At 64.4% G+C, this 24,264-nt stretch carries 22 protein-coding genes; 17 read left to right on the top strand and 5 right to left on the bottom strand.

Features of this window, described 5'->3' with window-relative positions; genetic code table 11:
* Nucleotides 1-81: 81 nt before the first annotated feature.
* A complete protein-coding gene (locus ABC347_RS06245) occupies nt 82-957 on the bottom strand; it encodes an alpha/beta fold hydrolase (RefSeq protein WP_413244870.1) in 876 nt (291 codons plus the stop codon).
* Nucleotides 954-2,588, bottom strand: coding sequence for a GMC family oxidoreductase (locus tag ABC347_RS06240; protein WP_413244869.1), 1,635 nt, complete (start codon nt 2,586-2,588; stop codon nt 954-956). Before ABC347_RS06240 ends, ABC347_RS06245 begins: the two co-directional genes overlap by 4 nt.
* 121 nt (nt 2,589-2,709) lie before the next feature.
* On the opposite strand from ABC347_RS06240, the gene ABC347_RS06235 reads away from it, so the two are divergent.
* Genes ABC347_RS06235 through ABC347_RS06180 form a run of 12 tightly spaced genes read left to right on the top strand, consistent with a single transcriptional unit; the run spans nt 2,710 to nt 14,463 of the window.
* On the top strand, nt 2,710-3,843 hold the full coding sequence (locus ABC347_RS06235) for a CaiB/BaiF CoA transferase family protein (protein WP_413244868.1): 1,134 nt from the start codon (nt 2,710-2,712) through the stop codon (nt 3,841-3,843).
* Between the two features lie 27 nt (nt 3,844-3,870).
* Complete coding sequence (locus tag ABC347_RS06230) at nt 3,871-5,094, top strand: amidohydrolase family protein (protein WP_413244867.1); 1,224 nt, start codon at nt 3,871-3,873, stop codon at nt 5,092-5,094.
* Between the two features lie 7 nt (nt 5,095-5,101).
* Complete coding sequence (locus ABC347_RS06225) at nt 5,102-6,313, top strand: CaiB/BaiF CoA transferase family protein (protein WP_413244866.1); 1,212 nt, start codon at nt 5,102-5,104, stop codon at nt 6,311-6,313.
* Nucleotides 6,313-7,545, top strand: a complete 1,233-nt coding sequence (locus ABC347_RS06220) for a CaiB/BaiF CoA transferase family protein (RefSeq protein WP_413244865.1) — start codon at nt 6,313-6,315, stop codon at nt 7,543-7,545. The genes ABC347_RS06225 and ABC347_RS06220 overlap by 1 nt, the downstream gene beginning before the upstream one ends.
* Nucleotides 7,546-7,556: 11 nt before the next feature.
* Nucleotides 7,557-8,336, top strand: coding sequence for an enoyl-CoA hydratase-related protein (locus ABC347_RS06215; RefSeq protein WP_413244864.1), 780 nt, complete (start codon nt 7,557-7,559; stop codon nt 8,334-8,336).
* A gap of 8 nt (nt 8,337-8,344) precedes the next feature.
* Nucleotides 8,345-10,006 (top strand): class I adenylate-forming enzyme family protein, encoded by a 1,662-nt coding sequence (locus tag ABC347_RS06210; RefSeq protein ID WP_413244863.1) that lies wholly within the window; start codon nt 8,345-8,347, stop codon nt 10,004-10,006.
* Entirely contained in the window at nt 10,003-10,770 is a 768-nt protein-coding gene (locus tag ABC347_RS06205; protein WP_413244862.1) for an enoyl-CoA hydratase/isomerase family protein, read from the top strand. Before ABC347_RS06210 ends, ABC347_RS06205 begins: the two co-directional genes overlap by 4 nt.
* The gene (locus ABC347_RS06200) at nt 10,770-11,492 is read left to right on the top strand and encodes an SDR family NAD(P)-dependent oxidoreductase (RefSeq protein ID WP_413244861.1); all 723 of its coding nucleotides are present in this window, start codon (nt 10,770-10,772) and stop codon (nt 11,490-11,492) included. Before ABC347_RS06205 ends, ABC347_RS06200 begins: the two co-directional genes overlap by 1 nt.
* Nucleotides 11,493-11,494: 2 nt before the next feature.
* Nucleotides 11,495-12,655 carry an acyl-CoA dehydrogenase family protein gene (locus ABC347_RS06195; protein WP_413247012.1) on the top strand — a complete coding sequence of 387 codons (1,161 nt, stop codon included), beginning with the start codon at nt 11,495-11,497 and terminating at the stop codon, nt 12,653-12,655.
* 7 nt (nt 12,656-12,662) lie between these two features.
* A complete protein-coding gene (locus tag ABC347_RS06190; RefSeq protein WP_413244860.1) occupies nt 12,663-13,535 on the top strand; it encodes a 3-hydroxyacyl-CoA dehydrogenase family protein in 873 nt (290 codons plus the stop codon).
* A 2-nt stretch (nt 13,536-13,537) separates the two neighbouring features.
* Nucleotides 13,538-14,170 carry a 3-hydroxyacyl-CoA dehydrogenase family protein gene (locus ABC347_RS06185; RefSeq protein ID WP_413244859.1) on the top strand — a complete coding sequence of 211 codons (633 nt, stop codon included), beginning with the start codon at nt 13,538-13,540 and terminating at the stop codon, nt 14,168-14,170.
* Nucleotides 14,167-14,463: a hypothetical protein gene (locus tag ABC347_RS06180; protein ID WP_413244858.1), complete on the top strand. Its 297-nt coding sequence runs from the start codon at nt 14,167-14,169 to the stop codon at nt 14,461-14,463. The genes ABC347_RS06185 and ABC347_RS06180 overlap by 4 nt, the downstream gene beginning before the upstream one ends.
* Nucleotides 14,464-14,467: 4 nt before the next feature.
* On the opposite strand, the gene ABC347_RS06175 is transcribed toward ABC347_RS06180, so the two are convergent.
* The 3 genes from ABC347_RS06175 to ABC347_RS06165 all read right to left on the bottom strand — a co-directional run bounded on the left by ABC347_RS06175 (nt 14,468) and on the right by ABC347_RS06165 (nt 18,887).
* A complete protein-coding gene (locus tag ABC347_RS06175; RefSeq protein WP_413244857.1) occupies nt 14,468-15,409 on the bottom strand; it encodes a LysR family transcriptional regulator in 942 nt (313 codons plus the stop codon).
* A 90-nt stretch (nt 15,410-15,499) separates the two neighbouring features.
* Nucleotides 15,500-17,893, bottom strand: coding sequence for a TonB-dependent receptor (locus ABC347_RS06170; RefSeq protein ID WP_413244856.1), 2,394 nt, complete (start codon nt 17,891-17,893; stop codon nt 15,500-15,502).
* A 121-nt stretch (nt 17,894-18,014) separates the two neighbouring features.
* Nucleotides 18,015-18,887: a TauD/TfdA dioxygenase family protein gene (locus ABC347_RS06165; RefSeq protein WP_413244855.1), complete on the bottom strand. Its 873-nt coding sequence runs from the start codon at nt 18,885-18,887 to the stop codon at nt 18,015-18,017.
* Nucleotides 18,888-19,030: 143 nt separating this feature from the next.
* Between ABC347_RS06165 and ABC347_RS06160 the strand changes: the two genes are divergently transcribed.
* From ABC347_RS06160 to ABC347_RS06140, 5 genes are all read left to right on the top strand, one after another.
* Complete coding sequence (locus ABC347_RS06160) at nt 19,031-20,224, top strand: thiolase family protein (protein ID WP_413244854.1); 1,194 nt, start codon at nt 19,031-19,033, stop codon at nt 20,222-20,224.
* Nucleotides 20,221-20,658 carry a Zn-ribbon domain-containing OB-fold protein gene (locus ABC347_RS06155; protein ID WP_413244853.1) on the top strand — a complete coding sequence of 146 codons (438 nt, stop codon included), beginning with the start codon at nt 20,221-20,223 and terminating at the stop codon, nt 20,656-20,658. The genes ABC347_RS06160 and ABC347_RS06155 overlap by 4 nt, the downstream gene beginning before the upstream one ends.
* Nucleotides 20,659-20,728: 70 nt before the next feature.
* Nucleotides 20,729-21,274, top strand: coding sequence for a cupin domain-containing protein (locus tag ABC347_RS06150; protein ID WP_413244852.1), 546 nt, complete (start codon nt 20,729-20,731; stop codon nt 21,272-21,274).
* 114 nt (nt 21,275-21,388) lie between these two features.
* On the top strand, nt 21,389-22,801 hold the full coding sequence (locus ABC347_RS06145; protein ID WP_413244851.1) for a hypothetical protein: 1,413 nt from the start codon (nt 21,389-21,391) through the stop codon (nt 22,799-22,801).
* Complete coding sequence (locus ABC347_RS06140; protein ID WP_413244850.1) at nt 22,798-24,198, top strand: acyl-CoA reductase; 1,401 nt, start codon at nt 22,798-22,800, stop codon at nt 24,196-24,198. Before ABC347_RS06145 ends, ABC347_RS06140 begins: the two co-directional genes overlap by 4 nt.
* Nucleotides 24,199-24,264: the final 66 nt, after the last annotated feature.

Genomic DNA, 24,264 nt, shown 5'->3' with positions numbered 1-24,264 from the left:
AAAGACGCTTGATCAAGGCGTCAGCGCCCGGTCTCAGCTCCCGCTGCGCCATTCGCGTTCAATGGCTATACTCTGGTCTCTCTAGCGATTGGACGCTTTGACCAACGGGGGGCAGTTCGCCAAGCCTTCAAGGAAATTTCCAATCGCACGATTGAATGCGACATTGTCGTCGCCGGCGATCATGTGGCCGGCATCGGCGACGTGGGCGTAGCGGGCGTGCGGGATCACTGAGGCAAGATGATCAATTTCGGCCTTGGTGACGATATCGCTGAGGCCGGCATGAACGAGCAGTGTCGGGATTTTGATTTGGGCCGCTGCCGCTTCAATACGGCCGGCCTCCGCCAAGCGGATCGCGTGCCGATCTTGTAAGAAGCGGGGATCCCAGTGCCAGTGGTAGCGCCCGTCCCGGAGGCGCAGGCTGCGCGCGAGCCCCTGCGCGCTGGGCGGACGGCGACGATCGGGATTGTAGGCAGCGATCGCCGCTGCGGCGTCGTCCAGCGAAGCGAAGCCATTCGGATTGCTGGACATGAAGGCCAGGATCCGGGTAACGCCGGTTAGATTGATACGCGGCGCGACATCGACGAGAGCAAGCCCGCTCCCCGCCCCACCGTCACCTTCGCCGAGGTGAAGCAGCGCCGCGATTCCGCCGAGCGAGGCCCCCACGATCACCGGCGGTTTGCCACCGGCTTCCGCGATGACGATGCCGAGATCGTCGGCAAAGGCCGAAAGGCTATAGTCGCCCGTCGGGCTCCAGTCGCTCTCGCCGTGGCCGCGCGCATCGAAGGCGATCGCGCGGCGACCGAGTGCGGCCGTCGCCGCGAGACTGTCTTTCCAGCTTCCCCGCGTTTGCCCACCACCGTGCACGAAGATGACGCGAGGCGCATCTCGATCGCCCAGGGCTTCCCCGGCCAGCCAGAGCCCGTCGCGTGTTCGAAATCGAATCGGTTCGGGTGTCATGCAGGCTCGACGATAGCCGCGATATCCTCGAGAATCAGCTCTGCGCCGCGCCAGCCAGTCGCCATCGCTGGGCCGTTTGTGTTGCCCGAGACTTGGGTCGGCAGCACCGAGATGTCGCAGACTCGCAGCCCCTCGACCCCGCGCACGCGTAGCCGAGGATCGACAACGCTATCGGCATCCGTTCCCATCCGGCATGTGCCGAGCGCGTGATAGGCGGGGCCGCTCATCCGGTTGTAGGCAGCCAGGATGTCGTCGTCGGTTTCCACCTCCCGCCCGGGCAGCATCTCCGTCTTGATATATTTGGCAATCGCGGGCTGGGCGAACAGCTTGCGCATGTAGCGCACCGTCGAGATCGCGACCGAGCGGTCATATTCATGGGTCAGATAATTGTGGACGATCCGCGGCGGGGCATCAGGATTGGCCGAGCGGATGGCGACGCTGCCGCGGCTTTCCGGTCGCAGGCCAAAGCCGAGGATTTGCGCGCCGGGTTCGTCCTCAAGCTTGATGCCTTTGTCGAATCCTTCCCAAGCCGCCATGTCCATCGACATCGGCCCGCAGACAAGCTGCGCATCGGGACGGTCGAGCCCCGGCTGGGTGCGCACGAACGCAGTGACGTCATAAGGGCTATGTGCCAGCAGGCCGGCATGGGTGAGCATGTAGCGGAGGCCATGCATCAGGATCCGCCAGCCCGAATAATGCTTGTTCTGACTATAATCCCCGCTCAACCGGTACTGAATTGTAAAGATCAGATGCTCCCGCATGTTCTCGCCGACTTGTGCCCGGTCTGCCACCAGTGGGATGCCATGCTCAGCAAGCAGAGCGGCGGGCCCGATGCCGGACAGCTGTAGCAGCTTTGGCGAAAGGATCGCGCCGGCGGCGAGTATCACCTCGCGGTCGGCTTGGTATCGCACGGGCTTGCCATCCGCGACGCCCTCGACGCCGACGGCACGCGTCCCTTCAAACAGCACGCGTTGGATCTCGGTCTCGGTAAGGATCGTCAGGTTTTTGCGGCGGCGCGCCGGATCAAGAAAAGCCTTTGCTGCGCTCCAGCGCCTGCCGGCACGCATTGTGCCGCTTATATAACCGATACCGTCCTGCGCCGGGCGGTTGGCGTCGTCGACATGCGGCACACCAAGCTCGCCGCCCGCCTCGATCAGCTTGTCCATTAGCAGCGAGCGATTCTTGGTGACGGTGATAGGCAGCGGGCCGCCCGCACCACGATGCTCGTTCGAGCCGAGTTCATGATCCTCCATTGCGCGGAAGATGCGCAGCATGTCGGTCCAGCCCCACCCTTGGAGGCCCAGGTCGCGCTCCCAATGCTCATAATCCTCGGGATGGCCGCGCTGATATTGCAATCCATTGATCGAGCTCGATCCGCCCAGCATTCGGCCGCGGATCCAAGTTTCCGACGCATTCTTGCCGCCAGGGCCAGGATCAGCTTCGTAGTAATAAGCGTGCTTGCGCGATGCTGCGATCTTGCCGAAGCCTTTCGGCATATGGATCATCGGGTGAGTGTCTGCCGGGCCGGCCTCGATCAGCAACACATTGTGACGGCCGTCCGCGCTGAGCTTGTTGGCGAGAACGCAGCCTGCTGACCCGCCACCAACGATCACGAAGTCGTAGGAATTCATCGTGTCCTGCCTCTCCAGATGCGGCCGCTCCAGCCTTCTTTACAGCAATCATATATCTGGTATGCCATTCCGCAAGAGCTGTCGCAGCAGATGCGTCAATCGGATTGGGAGCGGGTATCGGATGGCACCCCTGCAAGGGCTTCTGGTGCTCGATTTCAGCACGCTGCTGCCTGGACCACTAACTAGCCTGATGCTGGCCGAGGCGGGGGCCGACGTCGTTAAGATTGAGCGGCCCGGGAGCGGCGACGAGATGCGCAGCTACGTGCCCAAGATCGATGCCGACAGCGTCAACTTTCATATGCTCAATCGCGGTAAGCGCAGCCTAGCGATTGATTTGAAGGCCAGCGACGCCGTCGATCGCCTCGTGCCGTTGATCAAGCTAGCCGACATCGTGATCGAACAGTTCCGGCCGGGCGTGATGAAGCGGCTCGGGTTAGGAGCGGAAGCGCTGCAGGCCCTCAATCCACGGCTGATCTACTGTTCGATCACTGGCTGGGGTCAGACCGGCCCCAAGGCGAAGCGGGCCGCGCATGATCTGAATTACATGGCTGAGACTGGTCTGCTGGGATTGAGTGGGAGCGCAGATGGCGCGCCGGTGCTGCCGCCGATCCTGGCGGCTGACATTGCCGGCGGCACAATGCCTGCGGTTATCAATATCCTTTTGGCGCTGCGCGAGCGTGACAGGACTGGGCAGGGGGCAGTGCTCGATATCGCGATGGCCGATTCACTGTTTACCTTCGCTTACTGGGGGCTGGGCAACGGTTTTGCATGCGGAAGCTGGCCGCAGCGTGGCGCCGATCTCGTCACCGGCGGGACGCCGCGCTATCAAATCTATCGAACGGCCGATCTGCGCTATTTGGCGGCCGCCCCACTGGAAGACCGGTTCTGGGACGCGTTCTGCGATCTTATTGGCCTAGAGAGCGAGTGGCGTGACATGCGAGCGCCGGTGGCTGGAGCAATCGCTGCCGTGGCGGCTAGGATCGCGACAAGGACCGCTGATGAATGGCAGGTGGTCTTTGGCGATCGCGACGTCTGCTGCTCGCTCGTCAGCGATCTGGAGCAGGCGGTAGCGGATCCGCACGTCACAGCGCGCGGCCTGTTCGAACGGGACGTGGCTGGCGTAGGGCCGGCATTGCCGTTGCCGATCGATCCACGGTTTCGCGCTGTAGCAGCGCTCGACCGGGCACCCGCTCTCGGCGCTAAATCGGCTTCTGTAGCGCGGCGGACGCTTGACGATATTCTGAATGCTATATAGCAGATATACAAGTTGGAGGGATGTCATATGGCTTCGGTGATCGAACGCGCGCCTCAGCAGGCGCCGGACCCGGCCGCGCGCAAATCCGCGCTGCAGGACTATTTCGTTATCTCAGCCGACGGGCATGTGAACGAGCCCAATGACGTCTGGGCCGCGCGGGTTGAACCGCGCTTCCGCGATCGGTTGCCGCATGTGAAGGTGGATGAGAAGGGCCGTAAGTGGTTTGTCGCCGAGGGAATTCGCCCATCGATGATCCGCGAAGCTCCGCGTGACGAGTCCGTCGCGGTAGATAGCTTCATCGAGACGGTCGGTGAAAGCGGTGACCGGCCAAGCTTGGATCGTACCAAGGGCGCAATGTTTCAGAACCAGGGTGGTTTTACCGGCGATCGCTATCGCGACATGGATTATGACGGGGTCGATGCCGAGATCATCTTCCCGAACAAGGGGTTGACGAATTGGCAATCGCCGGACCCCGAGTTGAACGTCGCAATGTGCAATGCCTGGAACGACTGGGCTTTCGAGACCTTTGGTGGGCACAGCCGCAGCTTTCCGGCGGCCTGCGTGGCGCCGGCCGACATCCCGGCGGCAGTCGCCGAGATCGAACGCGCGGCGAGCCGCGGCTTCAAGTTCGTAATGATGCCGCCGCTGGTGAAGGGCTCGAGCTACAACCTGCCGCTATTTGACCCGATCTGGGATGCCCTGAGCGAGACTGGGTTGCCCGTGACCTTCCACGCGGGGACCGGCAAGGATCCGCGCACAGCCAGCGGCGATGGCGGAGCCATCATCAACTATGTCGTCCACGCGATGAATACGGTGTTGGAACCGACCGTGCAGCTGTGCAGCTCGGGCGTGTTCGATCGCTTCCCGAAGCTGAAGTTCGCCACGATCGAAGCCGGCGCCGGCTGGCTGCCCTATGCGCTGTGGGCGATGGACCATGGCCAGGATTGCTTCGCCTTCTGGGTTTCCCCGCAGCTGAAATACAAGCCGTCCGAATATTTTCGTATGCACGGCCATGCCAGCTTCGAGACCGATCCCGTTGGGATCGAGCTGCTCGACCGCATCGGCGTCGAAAATCTCCTATGGGGCAATGATTACCCCCATGTCGAAGGATCCTGGCCAAATAGCGAGCGCGCGATCCAGTCTTGGTCGAAGGACCTGACACGCGAGCAGACCGCCAAGATTGTCGGGCTCAATTCGGCGAAGCTGTTCAACATTCCCGTGCCTGCGCAATATTCCGACGCCGGGAACTGATCGGCCAATGGCGCGGATGGATGATCGCGGGGGGCCGCTGGCAGGAATCCGCGTGATCGAGCTTGGCACGATGATCGCCGGGCCGGTCGCCGCGACCCTGCTGGGCGATTTCGGAGCCGAGGTGATAAAGATCGAGCCGCCGAAGACCGGTGATCCGATCCGCCATTCTGGCCCGTTCGTGGGCGAGGAGAGCCTCTACTGGAATGTCGAAGGGCGGTCCAAGCGCTCGGTGACGATCGACCTGCGCAAGCCTGAGGGTCAGGCGTTGCTGCGGCGGTTGGCCGAGCACGCCGATGTACTGATCGAAAATTTCCGCCCAGGCACGATGAAGGGCTGGGGCATCGATTACGACGTGCTGAGGACGGTTAATCCGCGGCTGGTGATGCTCAGTATCTCCGGCTTCGGGCAGACCGGCCCCAATGCAGCGCGCCCGGCCTATGATCGCATCTCGCTGGCCTATGCGGGCTTCCTGAACATGACCGGCTATCCCGATCGCGCGCCTGTTCGACCGGGCACGGCGATGGCGGATTACCAGTCCGCGCTGTTTGGCGCCTATGCGATCATGATCGCGCTCTATTCGCGCGACGCGCGGGGCGGGGCGGGGCAGCAGATCGATCTGTCGCTATTCGAAGCGGTGTTCCGCTTCACCGACGTAATGATCACCGCCTATGACAAGCTCGGCATGGATCGCGAACGGCGCGGCAACAAGCACTTCGCGGCATCGCCCGGTGACCATTACAAGAGCGCGGACGACCGGTATATCGCGCTGACGATCGCGGCGAACAACGTGTTCTTGCGGCTCTGCGCCGCGATCGGCCGGCCGGATCTTGCCGTCGATCCGCGCTTCGAAAGCCATATCAGGCGCGTCGAACATTATGATGCGATCAACGACATCGTCGCCGATTGGATCAAGGCGCGCCCCGCTGCCGAGGCGATGGCGGCGTTCGAGGCGAACGGGGTGCCGCACAGCCTGATCTATTCGCCCGCCGACATTCTGAACGATCCGCATTACGCGGCGCGCGGCGCGATCGCGACGATCGCGCATCCGACCATCGGTGCGCTGAAGCTGCCCGCGATCCAGCCCCATTTCAGCACCGGCCCCGCGCCGGAGATGCGGCCCGCGCCGGCTCTGGGCGAGGATACCGACACGGTGCTCACCGAACTGCTGGCGCTGAGCCCGGAATCCCTGGCCGAACTGCGCGCTTCGGGCGTGGTATGATGGCGGCAACCCCCGCCGCTGCCCTGCCGGCCAAACAGTCGGCGGGCCTCGACCTGCTCGATGGCGTGGTCGTGATCGACCTCACCACCTCGATCGCCGGCCCCTATGCGGGGCAATTGCTGGGCGATCTGGGCGCGACCGTGATCAAGGTCGAGCGGCCTGGCGCCGGCGACGATTGCCGTGCCTGGGGGCCTCCCTTCCTCGACGATGTCTCGCTCTGGTTCCTGAGCGTGAACCGCAACAAGCAGGGCATTACGCTCGACATCGCCAGGCCCGAGGGGCGCGAACTGCTCGTCAGGCTGATCGCACAGGCGGATGTTCTGCTCGTCAACCTCGTCGCACGCGTCCAGCGCAAGCTGGGGATCGATGCGGCTACGCTCGCCGCGATCAATCCCGGCCTGATCCATGCCTCAATCACCGGGTTCGGACTGGACGGCGCGCGCGCCGACATGCCCTGCTACGACTTAATCGCCGAGGGCTATTCGGGCGTGATGGACATGACCGGCGAGCCGGATGGTCCCCCGCAGAAGATCGGCACGCCGGCGGCCGATCTGTTGGCGGGCGAGGACGCCGCGCTGGCGATCACCGCCGCGCTGTTCCGCAAGCAGCGATCCGGGCAGGGGGCCGCGATCGACATCTCGATGGTCGAGAGCATGACCCGTTTCATGGCGCCGCGGCTGCTGCCCTATCTCGGCTCGGGCGAGCCGACGCGCCGATCGGGTGGACGAGATAGCGTGATCGCGATCTACCAGGCGTTCGACACGGCGGACGAGCCCCTGACTCTGGGGCTTGGCAACGACGCGATCTGGCAGCGCTTCTGGACTGCGCTGGGCGCGCCCGATGCCGGCGCGGATTCCGCCCATGCCACGAATATCCTGCGTCGCAGTGATCGCCCCGCGCTGGTCGCGAAGATCGCCGAGCGGTTGAAGACTCGCGGGCGGGACGAATGGCTGGCAATCTTCGCTGAGGCCCGCGTGCCGGCGGGGCCGATCTACCGGCTCGACGAAATTGCGGGCGACGCTGGATTGCGTGCTCGGGGCTTTCTTTACGGCATCGATCGCGACGGCACCCGGCTTCCTCAGGTGGGGCTTGGGATCGCGGTCGATGGCTGCAGCGAGGGTTGCGACCGGCCGCCCCCCCGCCTCGGCGCGGATAACGACACCATCTACGGCGGGCGGATGGGGCTCTCGAAGGACGAGATCGCCCGGCTTGCCGCGGCATCAATCATATGAAGGGCAGTGCGATGGAGTTCACCGAGATCCAGTATGCCGAGGACGGCCCAATCGGCACGATCACGTTGAACCGGCCCGACGACGGCAACATGTTTACCGAGACGATGTGTCACGAGATTCGCGACTGCATCAACGCGATCCGACGCGAGACGCGGACGCGCGTGATCGTGCTCACCGGGGCCGGCGATCGATTCTTCTGCATCGGCGGCCGCAAGGCGGGGATGGAGGACACCCAGCTCTATGCCGGCGTGCTGCCGACGCTGGAAATGTACGAGAGCATCGATCGGCTACAGAAGCCGGTTGTCGCCAGTATCAACGGCTTCGCGGTCGGCGGCGGCAATGTGCTGCAGATGGTCTGCGACGTGACGATTGCCAAGGAAAGCGCGGTATTCCGCCAGGTCGGCCCAATGATGGGCAGCTTCGATGCCGGCTATGGCACTTGGTATCTCGAGGATCTGGTGGGCAAGAAGCGCGCCAAGGAAATCTGGTTCCGCAACCCGAAGATGACCGCCGCGCAGGCGGAGGCGATCGGCCTGATCAACAAGGTCGTGCCCGATGCCGACCTGGCCGAGGCGACCCGCGCCTATGCGCTGGAGATTGCGGAGCGCGGCAGTTTCGCGCTCGCCTCGATCAAGGCCGCGTTCAACGCGCGGCACGGCGGCGTCGGCGGCCTGTCGCGGATCTCGCACGATCTGCTGCTGCCCGGCTATCTGCGCACCAAGGAAGCCAAGGAGCTCTCGGCCGCATTCGGCGAACGCCGCACGCCCGACACTGATATGTTCGGCCACTGATCCGCGCCGTGGGACGCCTGCTAACCCTTCATGATCCGGCCGAGGCCAGCCGCTACTATGCGGCGGGGCTGTGGCGGCAGGATACGCTCTACAGCCTAGCCGCGCGCTGGGCGTCGGAGCGCGGGGGGGCGTTCGCGCTACGAGATGCCAAGTGCCGGCTGACCTGGCGCGAGCTCGTCGCCGATGCCGATCGGATCGCGGCCGCACTGCACGATGCCGGGCTGCAGCCGGGCGACCGGGTCTCGGTATGGATGGGCAATCGAGCCGAGGCGGTCGCGATCTTCCTCGCCTGTTCGCGCAACGGCTATGTCTTCAACACGTCGCTTCACGCAACCTATACCTGCGCCGAAGTTGCGACCTTGCTCGACCGTGTCGCCTGCCGCGCGCTGTTCGCGCAAGTCGGGCATGGTGCCGATAGCGGGCGCAACTCGATCTTCACGCTGGCGGCAGGCCTGTCTTCGATGCGCGCGGTCTTCGCGCTCGGAGATGAGCCCCGGCCTGCCGGCACGTGCGCCTATCCAGCCGGCGACACTGGTGATCTGCCGCCCGTGGCGGCCGATCCGGACAAGATCGTCTATCTCGCCTTCACCTCTGGTACGACCGGCCTGCCCAAGGGCGTGATGCACAGCGACAACAGCCTGCTTGCCAATGCGCGCGCGATGGTGGCCGACTGGGGGCATGACGGCGATACCGTGCTGCTGACCCTCAGCCAGATGAGCCATCATATCGGCACGGTCGCTCTTGATCAGGCGCTGGTCGGCGGATTCGAACTGGTGCTGAGCGATCCGGCAGCGGGCGTCCACCCGATCGACTGGATCGCCGAGACCGGCGCCACATACGTGATGGGCGTGCCGACCCATGCGATCGATATCCTCGCGGCGCTGCGCCAGCGTGGGCTTGATCGGCTGGGGCAGGTCCGCACCTTCTACATGGCGGGCGCGCCGATCCCGAAGGCGACTGCGCAGGCGATGCTGTCGATGGGCATCACGCCGCAGAACGTCTACGGCATGACCGAGAACGGATCGCACCAGTATACGCTGCCAAGTGATGCGATCGATACGATCACAGGCACCTGCGGCCGCGCCTGCGCCGCTTATCAGGTCCGGCTGTTCGATCCCGAGGACCGCGACCGCGAGGTCCCGGCGGGTGAGATTGGCGAGATCGGCGGGCGCGGCGCTATGCGGATGCTGGGCTATTTCGCGAACCAGCAAGCGACCGAGACCTCGTTCAATGCGGGCGGATGGTTCATGAGCGGCGATCTCGGCCGGATCGATACCAATGGCGATCTGGAGATCGTCGGCCGCAGCAAGGACATGATCATCCGCGGCGGTCATAACATCCATCCGGCGCATATCGAGGATCTGGCGGTTCGCCATGCAGCGGTGCTGAAGGCGGCGGCGATCGCCGTGCCCGACGAGCGGCTGGGCGAGCGGGTGTGCCTCGTGGTGATCGCGGCCGGCGATGCGGTGCCGGAGGGCGCAGACCTGCTCGGCCATCTCGATGCGTGCGGCCTCTCGAAATTCGACATGCCCGAATATTTCGCGGTGGTGGATGCGCTACCGCTCGGCCCGACCGGCAAGGTGCTGAAACGCGAATTGATTGAACAGCTGCGTGCCGGCGCGCTCGTGCCGCAACCGGTGCGCTGGCGCGCGGCGGAGCGGGCGGCATGAGCCTGCACCTCGAACATCGTGACCGGATCGCGATCCTGACGCTCGATCGCCCGCAGGCGCTCAACGCCCTCAGCTTTGCGCTGATCGGAGAGATTGGCGGCGCGTTCGATGCGGTCGCGGCGTCCGATGCGCGCGCGCTGATCGTGACGGGGGCGGGGGAGAAGGCGTTCTGCGCAGGGGCCGATATTGGCGAACTGACCGGGCGCACCCTCGACCAGCAGAAGCGTGGCGCGGAACTGGGCCAGGCCGTGTTCGCCAGGCTCGACCGGCTGCCGATCCCCTCGATCGCGCTTGTCAACGGATATGCGTTCGGCGGCGGGTGCGAGCTCGCGCTGGCCTGCACCTTCCGGCTTGCGACCGTCAGCGCCAAGTTCGGGCTACCGGAGATCAAGCTGGGGCTGATCCCCGGCTATGGCGGCACCCAGCGATTGCCACGTCTGATCGGCGAAGCACTCGCGTTGGAGATGATCCTGACCGGGCGGACCGTCGGCGCGGAGGAGGCTGAGCGGATCGGCCTGATCAATCGCATCGTCGCAGCCCCGGCGCTCGATGCCGCGATCGCGTTTGCCGGCCAGTTCACCGGCTATAGTCTGCTCGCGGCGCGCTTCGCCCGCGAAGCGGTCCAGCGCGCCGCCATGACGACGCTGGCCGAAGGGCTCCGGATCGAAGCGGACCTGTCAACGCTCGCCTATCGTACGGCCGACGCCGAGGAAGGCATGCGCGCCTTCCTCGAGAAGCGGCCCGCCCGGTTCGAGGACCTGTGATGGCGGAACCGGTCGTTATCGTGACCGGCGCGAGTCGCGGCATCGGTGCCGCGATTGCGCTCAGGCTCGCGGAGTTGGGGCTGACCGTCGTCTGCCTTTCGCGCAGCGGCGCGCTGCCGGCCGGGGCTTCCGGCCCTGCTTTCCTGGCATTCGCGGCGGATATGACCGATGCCACGGCGGTCGGCACCGCGATCGATGCGGCAGCAGCGGGGCGACAGCTGGTCGGAATCGTCAACAATGCCGGGCTACACAGCGAGGCACGATCGGAGCGGCTGACGCTGGAAGACTGGAACGGTCAGATTGCCGCCAATGCCACATCTGTGCTGATCGGCTGCCAGGCGGCCTATCCGCACTTCGGCCCGGGCGGCGGGCTGATCGTCAACATCGGCTCTTTCTTCGACAAGCTCGGGGTGAAACGGAACCTTGCCTATTGCGCGTCCAAGGCCGCGGTCGGCGCGATCACGCGCGTGCTGGCGGTCGAGTGGGCGGCGAAAGGCATTCGCGTGATCGATGTCGCACCCGGCTATATCGTCACCGATCTCAATCGTGGCAGCCTGGCCGAAGGGCCGTTGCGCGCGTATCTCGACAAGCGCATCCCCGGCGGCGCGCCCGGAGAGGCGGACGACGTTGCCCGCCTCGTGGCCGGGCTGTTCGCGATGGATGCGCGCTTCCTGACCGGCGAGACCATCTATGTCGATGGCGGGCAGGGGATCGCGCATTGACCGTGCTCGACCGCCTCGATGCCGCGCTCGGCCTGCCAGAGGACGAGCAGATGGTGCTCGACAGCGTGCGCCAGCTGGCGAGCGCGGTGATCGCACCACGCGCCGCCGATCTCGATCGCAGCGGTGAATTTCCGTGGGCCAATGTGCGCGACATCAATGCGCTCGGCCTGAACATGATGTTCGTGCCGGAGGCGGCCGGCGGGATGCCGCTGTCGTTCCTTTGCTATCTGGCCTGCGTGCGCGAGATATCGAAGGCCTGCGCATCGACCGGGATCGTCTGGGCGACCAACTTCCATGCGATGAAGCCGCTGATCGAGTTCGGATCGGAAGAGCAGAAGCTGCGGCTGCTGCCGCGGATCGCGAAGGGCGGGCTTGCCGCGCTCGCTATCACCGAACCGGGGGCGGGATCAGATGCGACCGGCATGACCACGCGGTTTCGCGAGGACGGCGACAGCATCTTCGTCGATGGCGGCAAGACCTTCATCACCAATGGCGATGTCGCGGACCTGATCCTGGTGTTCGGCAAGTGGGCAGGGATCAACGATGCCCGCAAGGCGATCTCGGTCCTAGTGCTGGAACGCGGCACGCCCGGCCTCTCCGTGGTGCGGACCGAACACAAGATGGGCACGCGCGGATCGAGCACCGCCACGATCCAGTTCGATGGCTGCCGGGTGCCGCGCGCGAACCTGATCGGTGCTCCGGGGGACGGGCTGCCGATCCTGCTCGCCTCGCTCAACCGATCGCGTCCCAGTGTTGCGGCGCATGCGCTGGGTATCGCGCGCGCCGGGTTCGACGATGCCACCGCTTACATAAACGAACGCCGCCAGTCCGCGCGGCGGATCATCGAGTTCCAGGGCATCCAGTTCCTGCTTGCCGATCTCGCCGCCGAGCTGGTGATGACGGAGAATTGGCTGTGGACGGTCGGCCGGTCGGTCGATGCAGGGGCGACCGACTTCGGGATCGAGGCCTCGATCCTGAAGCTGCGCGCTTCCGACCTCGCGATGCGCATGACCACCGAGGCTGTGCAGCTGTTCGGAGGCTATGGCTACTGCAGCGATTTCCGCGTCGAGCGGCTGATGCGCGACGCCAAGATCACCCAGATCTGGGAGGGGACCAACCAGGTCCACCGCCAGCTCATCGGCCGCAGCTTCATCACGAGATGAGATCATCATGACAATCAGGACGGTAGGTGTCGCCGGATGCGGCACGATGGGGGCGGGGATCGCGATCGTCGCGGCGCGGGCCGGGTTCAGGACGAAGGTATTTGATACCCGACAGTGCGCGCTCGATGGCGCGCGTGCGCAGACGGAGGCGTTCCTCAAGAAATCCGTCGATCGCGGCAAGGTGGCGCCCGAGCGGTTGCCCGAGATCATGGCGCGCTGGTCCGGCACCACCGAGATTGCCGAGCTGGCCGATTGCGACATTGTGATCGAGGCGATCTTCGAGGATCTCGCTGCCAAGCATACGCTGTTCTCGGCACTGGATGCGGTCTGCCCGGCGGAAACGATCTTCGCATCGAACACATCGACGATCTCGATCAGCGAGATCGCCGGCGGATCGGGCCGCGACGATCGCTTCGTCGGCATGCATTTCTGCCTGCCGGCGCAGCTGATGAAACTGGTCGAGATGTCGCCCGGGCTGAATACCAGCGCGGCGACCTGGCAAACCGCCTGGGCGTTTTGCGAAGCACTCGGACAGACGCCGGTGCGCACACAAGACACGCCGGGCTTCATCCTCAACTATTTCCTGATCCCCTATCATAATGACGCGATCCGGTTGGTCGAGCAGGGCGTGGCCGAGCCCGCCGAGATCGACAAGGCGATGAAGGCGGCGATGGGCTATCCGATGGGACCGTTCGAGCTGCTCGATCTCGTCGGCATGGATACCCAGAAATTGCTGTGCGAGGCAATGCACGGGTTGACGCACGAACCGCGCGCGGCCTGCCCGCCGCTCGTGCGAAGGATGATCGCGGCCGGCAGGCTCGGCAAGAAGGCGGGCCGCGGCTTCCATGCCTATGGCGACAGCAAGATGTTCGGAGCCTGACGATGGCCATTGCGATCCACGACGCTGGCGATAGCTGCTCCTTCCCAGATGGCGTGCCCGCGCTGGAAGGGAACGGCTTGATCGTAATCGGCAGCGGAGCGGGTGCCAGCCTCGCGACGATCGAAGATCGCGGTAAAGCCGGTTTCGTCGCCATCGAACTCGGCACGGAATGCCTGGCCGAGCATGTCGGGCTCGATCCCGATCCGCAGGCGGCACGGATCGTCGGCTTTGCGCGCTTCCGGCTCGGTGATGCCCCGCCGGGCAAGCTGGTCGAGCTGGTATCCATGCCATGGACCGATCCACAGGCGATCACCGCCGCGCAGGCCGCGTTCGAGAGCGCCGGACTGATCGTGGCGCGCTGCGCCGACATGCCGGGCCGGATCGTGGATCGCCTTATCCGGCCCTATTTCAACGCGGTGCTTCGCCGGCTTGATGACGGGCTAGCATCCGCCGACGATATGGATACCACGCTCCGGCTAGGCCTCGGCTACCCCGAAGGCCCCAATGCACTGCTGGCGCGGACCGGGCTGCAGCATCATCACGACGTGACCGCGGCCCTTCACGCAGCGCTGGGCGATCCGGATTTCATACCGGCCCGCCGCGCACGGATCGCAAAGGCGCGGGCTCGGGCATGACGCTGCCCCGCATCCGCCATGGCGTTGCCGGCCTTGCCGATCCCCGGATCGACCGGGCGCTTGCGTTGGCATCGGCGGATGGGCTTGACCACGCGGGTGCATCGCTTTTGTCACTGGTCGATTACGAAGGCCAGTTGTGGGCGACCTGGCGCGATGCCAATTATCGCAGCCGCTTCGCGCCGCTGCTGACGCGCGCTTGGGCGAAAGCCGGGGGCGAGCGCGGCATGCTTCACCTAATCCCTTCCGCCGAGGATTATGACTATCAGGAGGATTGTATGAACGATGCCGGCTGAGGTGTCAGGCAGCGGCGCTGTCGAGCCCCGCGACATGCTCGCGGAACACAGCGATGATGTGGCGCATCATGGCGTCGACGAACTGCCCGCGCCGGCTGTCCTTCAAATGGGCGGCATAGAGCGAGCGCCTGAGCGGTGGATCTAGCTTGATTGCGGCAAACAGTTTGGGATCGAATTCCAGCCAGCTTGTGGAATGCGGCAGCAGCGTTGCCAGCTGCCCTTGCGCCACGACTTCGCGGATCAGGGGCACGCTGTCGATCTGCAGGTGCGGATTGATGCTGTAACCGCCTTCACCCATGTAGACGTCGATTAATTCTCGCAGGCCATGCGCGGATGACGGCACCACCATTCGCTGCTCGACCAGCTGTTCACGCGTGATGAAGGTTTCTGCCGCCAGCGGATGGCTGCGCGCGACGATGCACACCATCGGCTCGACCAGTAGCTCGTGCACCTCGAACTTGGCCTTGTTTGGCACTTGCAGCACAATGCCGATATCGACCTTGTCGGTGACGAGCTTCTCGTAGATCTCGCCGGTCAGAGCCTGCGCGGCGACCAGTTCCACATCGGGCAGCTCGTCCATGAAACGACGAACGATTTCGGGCATGTAGAGCGTCATGAAGGTGGCCGGTGCCGCGATCCGCACCTGGCCTGCGGGCTGGCGCCGCGCCAGATCGAGCTCGCCGACTGCCGCGGCCATGTCGCCCAGGATTGTTTCGGCGCGCGAATAGAGGATCTCGCCGAAGCGGGTTAGCGTGACGCCCCGGCCGTTGCGATCGAGTAGCTGGACGCCAAGCTCTTCCTCGAGCTTGTTGATGTGACGCGAGATAACCGGCTGCGGAGCGTTCAGCGCGGCTTCCGCACGGCTGAGGCTGCCATTCTTGGCGACATGGTAGAAATAGAGAAGTCGCCGTGAATCGATGATCGTTCGACCGAACGCCTCGGACATCCGCCATGCTCCCGTTTTCCGACGCTTGTGCGCTCCCGTCCTGTTCCGTCAAGAGGGTGCCGGCCGCGCGATCGCGGCCGGACCTGTCAATCAGAAGTTGAAACGCGCCTCCACCAGGAAGACGCGCGGCTCGCCTGGCACAGCGGTATTGGTCTGGAATAGCTCACCGAGCGCGACGCCGCCGACATAATAGACCTTCTTGAACGCGTTGCGAACAAGACCCGAGATGGACCAGCCAGCTTCAGTATCGGCGATGCCGACCCGGAAGTTCACGATCTCGTAGCTCGGCAGCTTGGTGCCCGGATTGAGATTGCCGGTCGAACTGAAGAAGGTGCTGGTTTGCGCGAAAGCATCGGCGCGGAAGCTGGCTTCCAGCGATCCGCTGATCGGCACGCTGGCGTCTGCGTAGACGTTGCCGGACCATTCGGGAGTGTCGGGATAGGTGCCGAAGCGGACCGGCGTGCCACCCGAGACCGAGACCAGATTCCGGGTGAACTTGGCATCGGTGTAGTTGACTGCCGCACCGATCCGCAGCCAGTCTGTCGGCGCGACCTGGCCATCGACTTCGAAGCCACGAACCTTGGCGCGGGGCACATTGACCGTCACCGCCGCCGGCGATCCGCCGACCAGTGTGTAAGCCACGCGCTGCGCATCCTCGATCCAGTTCTGGTAGAGCGCGAGGCTGAACCGGGTCGGGCCCGCGCCATATTTCACGCCGAGCTCGGCATCGGTAACCGTCTCGATGCCGTAACCGTTGCCGCCATTGATGCCGAGCCCCGGCACCGGCCGCACGACATTGTTGAAACCGCCGTTGCGATAGCTGCGCCGGGTGACAGCGTAGAGCAGCAGGTTGGTGTTGACCTGATCCTGCAGGCCCAGCGTCCAGCTGAGATTGCCGTAGGATTTGGATTGGGTGGGATCATAGGTGGCCTGCACCGCCGCCGGATCGCTGAACGAGATATCGCGCGGCAGGATGCGGATCGAGATCTTCTCCTTTGTGTAGCGCGCGCCGGCGGTGATGCCGAGCCCTTCAATCCCGGTCGCCTCCGTCAGGTCGTACGTACCTTGGGCGTAGCCAGCATAGGTCTTGTTGCGCAACCGGCTGTTGTTGATCTGTGTCGAAGCGATGATCGGAAACTGCAGCAGGCGACTGGTGGTAAGGTTGTAGTTCCGCTCGGTCGAGAAATAGACGCCGGTGACGTACGACAGGGCACCCGTCTTGCCGACGATCTGGAGCTCGTCAGAAAGCTGGCGGGTGTTGGTCACATTGCCGGTCAGGCCATTATCGTCGATACCGTAGGGCACACCGTCGATGTCGCCGAAGAGGCCGTTCTTGAGATTGGTGAACCCAAAGATGTTGCGGATCTGGCTATCGGCGCCGATATCGATCGCGGTGATGTTCGAGATGACCAGGTTGCGGCCCCGATAGCTGTTCGGCCCATCGGATTCGACGCGATAGGGGCCGCGGGCGCGCTGCGTGTTGAGAAAGGACGCGACGCCACCCGGATCGAGCGTGGGGTTGGCCGCGGCATAGGCGGCGGCGGCACCGGCGCCGGCGTTGGGCGGCCCGCCGGCACCGGCCACGAACGCGCTGATTATCCCGTCAAACTGTGCCGCGTTACCGAAGTTCGTCAGCGCGATAATCGGCACCAGGCCGTTCGGATTCAGACTGTAGAGGCCGCCGACGAGACTTGATCCGTCGGAATGGAGGTAGTCGACTACCAGATCATTCTGGATTCCCTCGGCGGGCTTCAGCGTGAGGCTGCCGCGCAGGCCGTAGCGATCGACATTGCCGGCGCGTGTGCCCTTGAACAGATCGCGCTGATAGCCGTCGCGCTTTTGGTAGAAGCCGCTCGCACGGGCTAGCACCATATCATCTACGAGCGGCACGTTGATCGCGCCTTCGACATAACGAAGGTCGTAATTCCCGAGCCGGCCGAGCGCATAGCCGCTGAGTTCATTGGTTGGCTTGGCGGTGGTGAACAGCACTGCACCACCGGTGGCGTTACGGCCGAACAGCGTGCCCTGCGGGCCCTTAAGCACCTGCACCGACTGCAAATCATAGATCGCGGACGCGCCGCCGGCCCCGCCGACCTGCACCTCGTTGACGTAGGGTAGCACGCCCGGCCGGGTGGCGCTGAACGCATCGAGCGACTGGCCGCGGATCGCATAGTTGAGCTGGTTCGAGCTCTGCGAGGCACGCACCGTCAGACCCGGCGACACCGTCTGGAGATCAGCCTCCGTGGTGATCGCGCGTTCGGTCAGCGTTTCTGCCGTGACGACTGACACCGCGACGGGCGTGCGCTGAAGGCTCTCCGACCGGCGCTGCGCAGTGACAACAATCTCGCCCGATTGATCATCGAGCGAGGGATCGAGCGAGGGCGTGGCACCCGCTAGCGGTGCCGCTGGATCTTGGGCCTGAGCTGTTTGCGAGAGCGCGATTGCACCAATGCTGGCGGCAAGCGTTAACAAGGCACGTGACATGATCTAACCCCCTCGACCGTGCCCATCCGGCACATTTAATATCAGCTATTCAGCAATAGGACTTTGGCAGCGCTGATGGAGCCGCAGGGGCGGCCGCGGCAACGCTGGTCTTCAGGTATGATTACTGACGGTAGCCGCCCGCATCTGAGAGCTCGGTGCGCTGGAGCAGGCGGCGATGGTGCACGCGATCCCAAGGTCGCGCGGTATGGACGAGGCCGCGGTTGTTCCACATCAGGGTGTCGCCGAGCCGCCACTGATGATGATAGGAGAAGGCGCCACTCGTGGCGAAATCGAACAGCTCCTTGACCAGCGCATCGCTCTCTTCCGGATCCATGCCGATGATCCGACCGCCGAATGGCGACAGGAACAGCGCCTTGTCACCACCCGGAATCTGGCGAACGAGCGGATGGCGCACGACTTCGATCGCGCGGCCGGTCCATCCTTTCACTGCTTTGCCGCTATTGGGGTAAGGATGCTCCATCTCGCGACCGTCGATCTTGCGCCGTGTTTCCTCGGGTAGCGCCTTGTAAGCCGCCGCCATTGACGAGAACCAGGTCTCGCCGCCTTCGGGCGGGATCTCCAGTGCGTGCAGCATCGTTAGATAGTTCGGGATCGGCTTGTACGATCCATCACTGTGCCAACGTTCGGGCGCGTAAGTAAACATCGTGCCGGGATCATCCGGCGCCAGCTTGTTGCCCTCCATATCGACATTGCCGAGCCTAAGGATCAGCGGATTTGAGGTCGAGGTGAAGGCTTCCTCGACCGGCGGGATCACAGTGCCTAGCGCCTGACTGACCGCAACCTGCGCATCTTCGGCCAGCGTCTGATCGCGGAAGAGTACCACCAGATGCTGGTCGGCGAGCGCGCGGATCTCGGCGATATCGTCGGCATGGGGATCAACGGAGAAGGTGAAGCCCGACACCTCGACGCCTAAATTGGGCGTCAGCGGGCGCGTCGCGAACCGTGCCGAGAGCGTCGCCGTGGCGATGGTCATATCTGATTGCACCTTCATCCTCCACCAGATCGACCGCAGCTTTGCGCTGCGCGTCATTGCATATCTGATATTCCATATTATGAACTTTGTCTTGGAGCAAGCAGCCTATGTGGAAATAGGTTGTGCAGGGGAGGGCCTTCGAAGTGGCAGCACGCGCCGTGATCGTAGGCACCAGCGCAGTGCCGGTGTGCCGTTACCAGACAGCGCCCGACGATCCGATTCAGGTCGTTGAGCACGAGCTGCTGGCTCGGTTGGTGGTGCAGGCGATTGCCGATGCGCAGGTCGATCGCGGCGATGTCGGCGCGGTCGTCGTCGCGCAGCCGCGGCCTTACACTCGTCAGCAGTATTTCAGCACATTCCTTACCGCCTATCTACGGCTGCCTTGCACGGGCATCGTGATGGAGGTGCTGGGCAATGGGCTGACTGCCGCCCTTGCGTTCGACAAGGCCGTGGACGAGGTGCTGCTCGGTCGCGCGAAGGTTGCGCTGGCAATGGGCATCAACATGGAGACGGCGGTCAGCGCCCGCGACCATATGATGGAAAGCATGCGCAAGACCGGTGATGTCGACTTTCATTCGCCCGCCGGCTTCACGCCGATCAGCTGGTACGCGCTCGATATGCAGCGATACATTTACGAACATGGCGCGACGCGGGCGGAAATCGCCTCTGTCGCCGTCAAGAATCGGGGCCATGCCGCGCTCAATCCGCTGGCACAGTTCCGCAAGCCGATTACGCTGGAAGAGGTGCTGGCGCAGCGCCCAATTGTCGAGCCGCTAGGCCTGTATGAAGTGCCGCCGCGTGGCGATGGCGCGGCCTGCGTGGTGATCACTACGGAAGATAATGCGCGCGCAATCGGCGTTCCCTACGTCGTGATCCGCGGGCGCGCCTTCTATCACGAGGGTATCCACCAGATCAGCGATACACCGACCGACATGATCGCGTTCAATGCGGCCGCGACCGCCGCCTCGGCGGCCTATCGCGATGCCGGCATTGCTGCCAACGACCTCGATCTTGCCGAACTCTACGCGCCGTGCACGATCGTCGAGGTGCTGGCGAGTGAGGCTGCCGGGCTCGTTGCGCGCGGGCAGGGGGCGGCGGCTGCCAGGGCTGGCGAAACGAGCTTGGGGGGGAGAATACCGATTGCGACATCGGGCGGCCTGACGTCGAGGGGGCACCCCTCCTATGCGACTCCGCTCTACAATGTGGTCGAGCTTGCCGATCAACTGCGCGGGCGGTGCGGTGACAGGCAGGTGCGCGATGCCCGGCTCGGCCTGATGATGAACGAGCTGGGCAATTATAATGCCGCGATGGTGCATGTGCTGGAGGCGGTCCGATGATCGCGCCGATGCCGGTTGTGCCCGTCAATCATCCGCGTCGCTATCCGCCGCGGGTCACCGCCTTTACCCAGCCGTTCTGGACATCGCTTGCTTCAGGCCGCTTCCTAGTCACACGATGCAGCGCATGTGAGCGTGCCAGCTTCCCACCCAAGCCGATCTGCCCGTATTGCTGGACAGAGACGTCGATTTGGGAGCAGATCGCGACGCGGGGCACGCTCTATTCCTGGACGCGCATTCACGCCGGCCCGGCGATCTTCGAGGCGGACCTGCCCTATCCCGTCGGTATCGTCGATCTTGATGGCGGCATCCGGATCGCCTGTCCGCTGCAGGGTGAGGCGGACTGGCGCTGTGGCCAAGAGGTCGAACTCATCGTTCGCCAGTACGCCGACGGACCTTTCTATGCAGCGCGCGAGATTCAGGCTTCTACGATGTAAGCATACCTGATATGCAACTAGCGAAAGTTGGCTTTGACCAGCTTCGAGAATGATCAGGAGAGTAGTTGAGATGGCCACTATTGCTCACACCGTCGATCATGGCAGCGTGCAACGCAACGCGGATCCGGACGGTTTTGCCGTCGCCGGGCGTTATGAATCGAAGTTGTTTCCGGACGGCTCCTCGCTGGTGCGCTGCGAGCAGATTCCTTGGACCCAATGGGCAATGGAGGGCAGCGAGTTCAAACTGCTGTATATCAACCGCGCCCACGGCATGTTCACCGCGCTGATCCGGATGCGCGGTGGACTGGAAACTCCCGATCATCATCATTTCGGTGAAGCCCATGCTTTCGTGCTCGATGGCCATTTCTCTTATGAATATGGCACTATGTATGAAGGCGATTACATCGTTGAGGCCGGTGGCATCCACCACAAGCCCGTGATTGGCCCGGAAGGTGCGACCTTCTTCGTAATTTTTTATGCGGGTCTTAGCGGCGTGGACAGCAACGGCATCCCTGAGGGCGTATTCGTCGATTGCGAGTGGATGTATCGCACTGCAGCCGCCAATGGCGCGGCCGATCATCTGCCGCCACCGCCATTCCAGGCGCTCCACGCGTAGTTTGATCGAGCCCCGGCCATGCGCCGGGGCTCTCGCGTTCCAGCCTATGACACTTGGCGCGCACTACGAAGATGGATGCATAACAGATATCCACTTCGCTGAGAGGAGAAAAGGATGGCCACGCAGGCCCGGTATCGGAAACAGGAAGAGGTCGCAGCCGAGGCGCCCGACCTGTCGCCGCTGCGCAAACGGCTGGTCGAGATGTCGCTAGATCCCGATACGGCGTTTGCCACGCCGGCATCCGAACTGGATCCGATGCGGCTGGCCGCCGCGCAGGAATTGTTCGCCGAGCGCCGCTCCCAGATTTCGCTGCTCGCACGGCGGGCCGATGATGCCGGGATCGATGTGATCCGCTCGTTCGACGATATCGTGCCCCTGCTGTTCGCGCACACCGTCTACAAATCCTATCCGCCGCAATTCTTCGCCAAGGGCCGCTGGGACGCGATGCTCAAATGGCTGCAGACACTGTCGGTCAGCGATCTGTCGAATGTCGACGTGAGAGACGTAAAGGATGTGGACGACTGGCTCGCCCGCCTGTGGGATGCGGGGCATGCCGTGCTCTGCACGAGCGGCAGCAGCGGCAAGGTTTCCTTCCTGACCCACACGATGGCCGATCGCGCACGCAAGACCCGCCATCTGAAGCATACCCAGGCCTGGCCATTCACCGAAACCGCACCCGGCCGGCCCGTATTCTGGTTCGGCCCGATGGTCGGCCGCAACAGCGCGGTCGAAATGGGGATCACCAACGAGGAGAATTGGGGCAGCCCCGGGGAAACCAACGCGCTCGATGCGCAGCCGCTGCTGATCGCCGATGTCAGCCGCACTGCTGCCATGCGCACGCGGATCGCCGCCGGGACGGCCACGCCCGACGAGATCGCCGAATTCGAGCAGGTCCAGGCCGACAAGAGTGCTGCGGGCGCGGAGGAGATCCGCGCGCTGATCGACAAGCTGCTCGATATGCGGCACCAGCCACTCTACATCTACGGCCTGTGGGCGCAGCATCTGATGGTGCGCGACCGTGCGCGCGAGCGCGGCATTCCGGATGGTGATTTCCACCCCGATACGGTCCTGTTCCCGGCCGGCGGCATCAAAGGCCTGAACATCCCCGCCGATTACCGCGAGCAGGTGACTGCCTTCTACGGTGACGTCATCCAGATCGGCACCTACGGCATGACCGAGATGGCGCAGCTAATGCCGCGCTGCGAGGCGCGCTGCTATCATGTTCCACCCGGCCTGATCCTGCTGCTGCTGGACCAGGACGGAGAGCGGCTGCTGCGCCCGGACGAGGCCGAGGACGGCAAGCTAACCGGCCGCGTCGGCTTCCTCGATCTGCTCTACGAAGGCCGCTGGGGCGGCCTCATCACCGGAGACAAGGCCACGATGGACCTAGCGCCGCAGTGCGCCTGCGGGCGGGCGGGGCCGGTGATCCTCGATACGGTCGCGCGCTTCGCACAGGTCGGCCAGGACGACCATATCGGCTGCGCCGGGACGATCGATGCCTATGTCCGCGGGGGATTGCCGTCATGAACGTCACGCTCAGCACGCCGGTTTCGGCCGGGCATGTCATCAAGGGTCGGTTCGTGGAGGGAGGGGCGCAAGTGCACGGGCCGGCGCATGCCCGCTTCGCCACACCTGACCTGAAGCTCAACGATCTCGTCTGGAGCCGGGCCGAGCCGGGCCCGGCCTTCGAAACGCCGCTGGCCGAGATCATGGATGTGCTGGCGGAGACCGGGCGCTGGATCGCGCGTGATCCGGACGGGCTGGTCGCCGAGGCACTCGAACGCGCCGCGCAGACCAGCCCGCTGCCCTATGCGGTGCTCAAGCGCAGCTTCGCGCTGCTGCCTACCCAGTTCGACCGCGCCCAGCTCGAATATCAGGTCGAGCGCGAGCTTGGCGGCGCGGATATCCTGGATGGCTGGCGCGAGATGCCGACGCCGCCGTCCGGGCGCAGCCACCGCGTGCGCGCCTATCCACCGCGGATCGTCCACATCGTTGCCGGCAATGCGCCGCTGGCGGCGGCGCTGACGATCGCCTGGAGCGCGCTCACCAAGGGCGTGCACCTGCTCAAACTGCCGTCGAACGACCTGTTCACCGCGACGATGCTGCTGCGTGCCATCGACGCGGTGGCCCCCGACCACCCGACCGCACGCTCGTTCTCGGCAGCCTATTGGCGCGGCGGTGACGAGCGCGTCGAGAGCATGTTGTTTCGCCCGCAATTCTTCGACAAGCTGGCCGCCTGGGGCGGGGAATCGACGCTCAGATCGGCCAAGAACTATATCGGCCCGGGGTTCGAGCTGGTTGCGTTCGATCCCAAGACGTCGATCTCCTTCATTGGCCGCGAAGCGTTTGAAAGCGATGACGCGTTGGCGCACGCGGCTGAGCGCGCCGCCACGGATGCGACGCTGATCGAGCAGCAGGCCTGCGCTTCCAGCCGCTTCCAGTTCGTCGAGGGCAGCGTCGAGCAGGTCGATCGCTACTGCGCCGTGCTGCGCGAGAAGATGGCGGTCGAGCGGGCGTTCTGCACGGCGGAGGGTCGCCCGCTGATCAGCACGATGCGCGAGGAGATCGAGGGGCTGCGCGGGCTCGAGGATTATTATCGGGTGTGGGGCGATTATGCCGGCGCCGGGGTGGTGATCCGGTCCGAGGAGCCCGTCGATTTCCATCCTGATGGCCGCGTCGTCAATGTCGTCGCGGTCCCCGATCTCGCCGATGCGCTGCAATATGTGAACCTCGCGACACAGACGGTCGGCGTCTATCCGCCATCCCGCAAGGCCGCGCTGCGCAACGCGCTGGCGTGCGCCGGCGTCCAGCGTGTCGTTGATATCGGCAATGCCGGCGGGGTCGAACGTGGCCTGCCGCATGACGGCTTCTATCCGCTGCAACGCTTCATGCGCTGGGTGAACGACGAGGGAGGCGAATGGTGACCGCGCGCGGCTGACGGCCGCGCGCTCGACAAGGCGACCCGGGCTCACCGGGGCCGACATCAGGGG

This window comes from Sphingomonas canaveralia, assembly GCF_047238125.1.
Taxonomy (GTDB): Bacteria; Pseudomonadota; Alphaproteobacteria; order Sphingomonadales; family Sphingomonadaceae; genus JBDFMH01.
The sequence above is the reverse complement of the archived record's forward strand: the minus strand, read 5'-3'. Positions and strand labels throughout refer to the sequence as shown.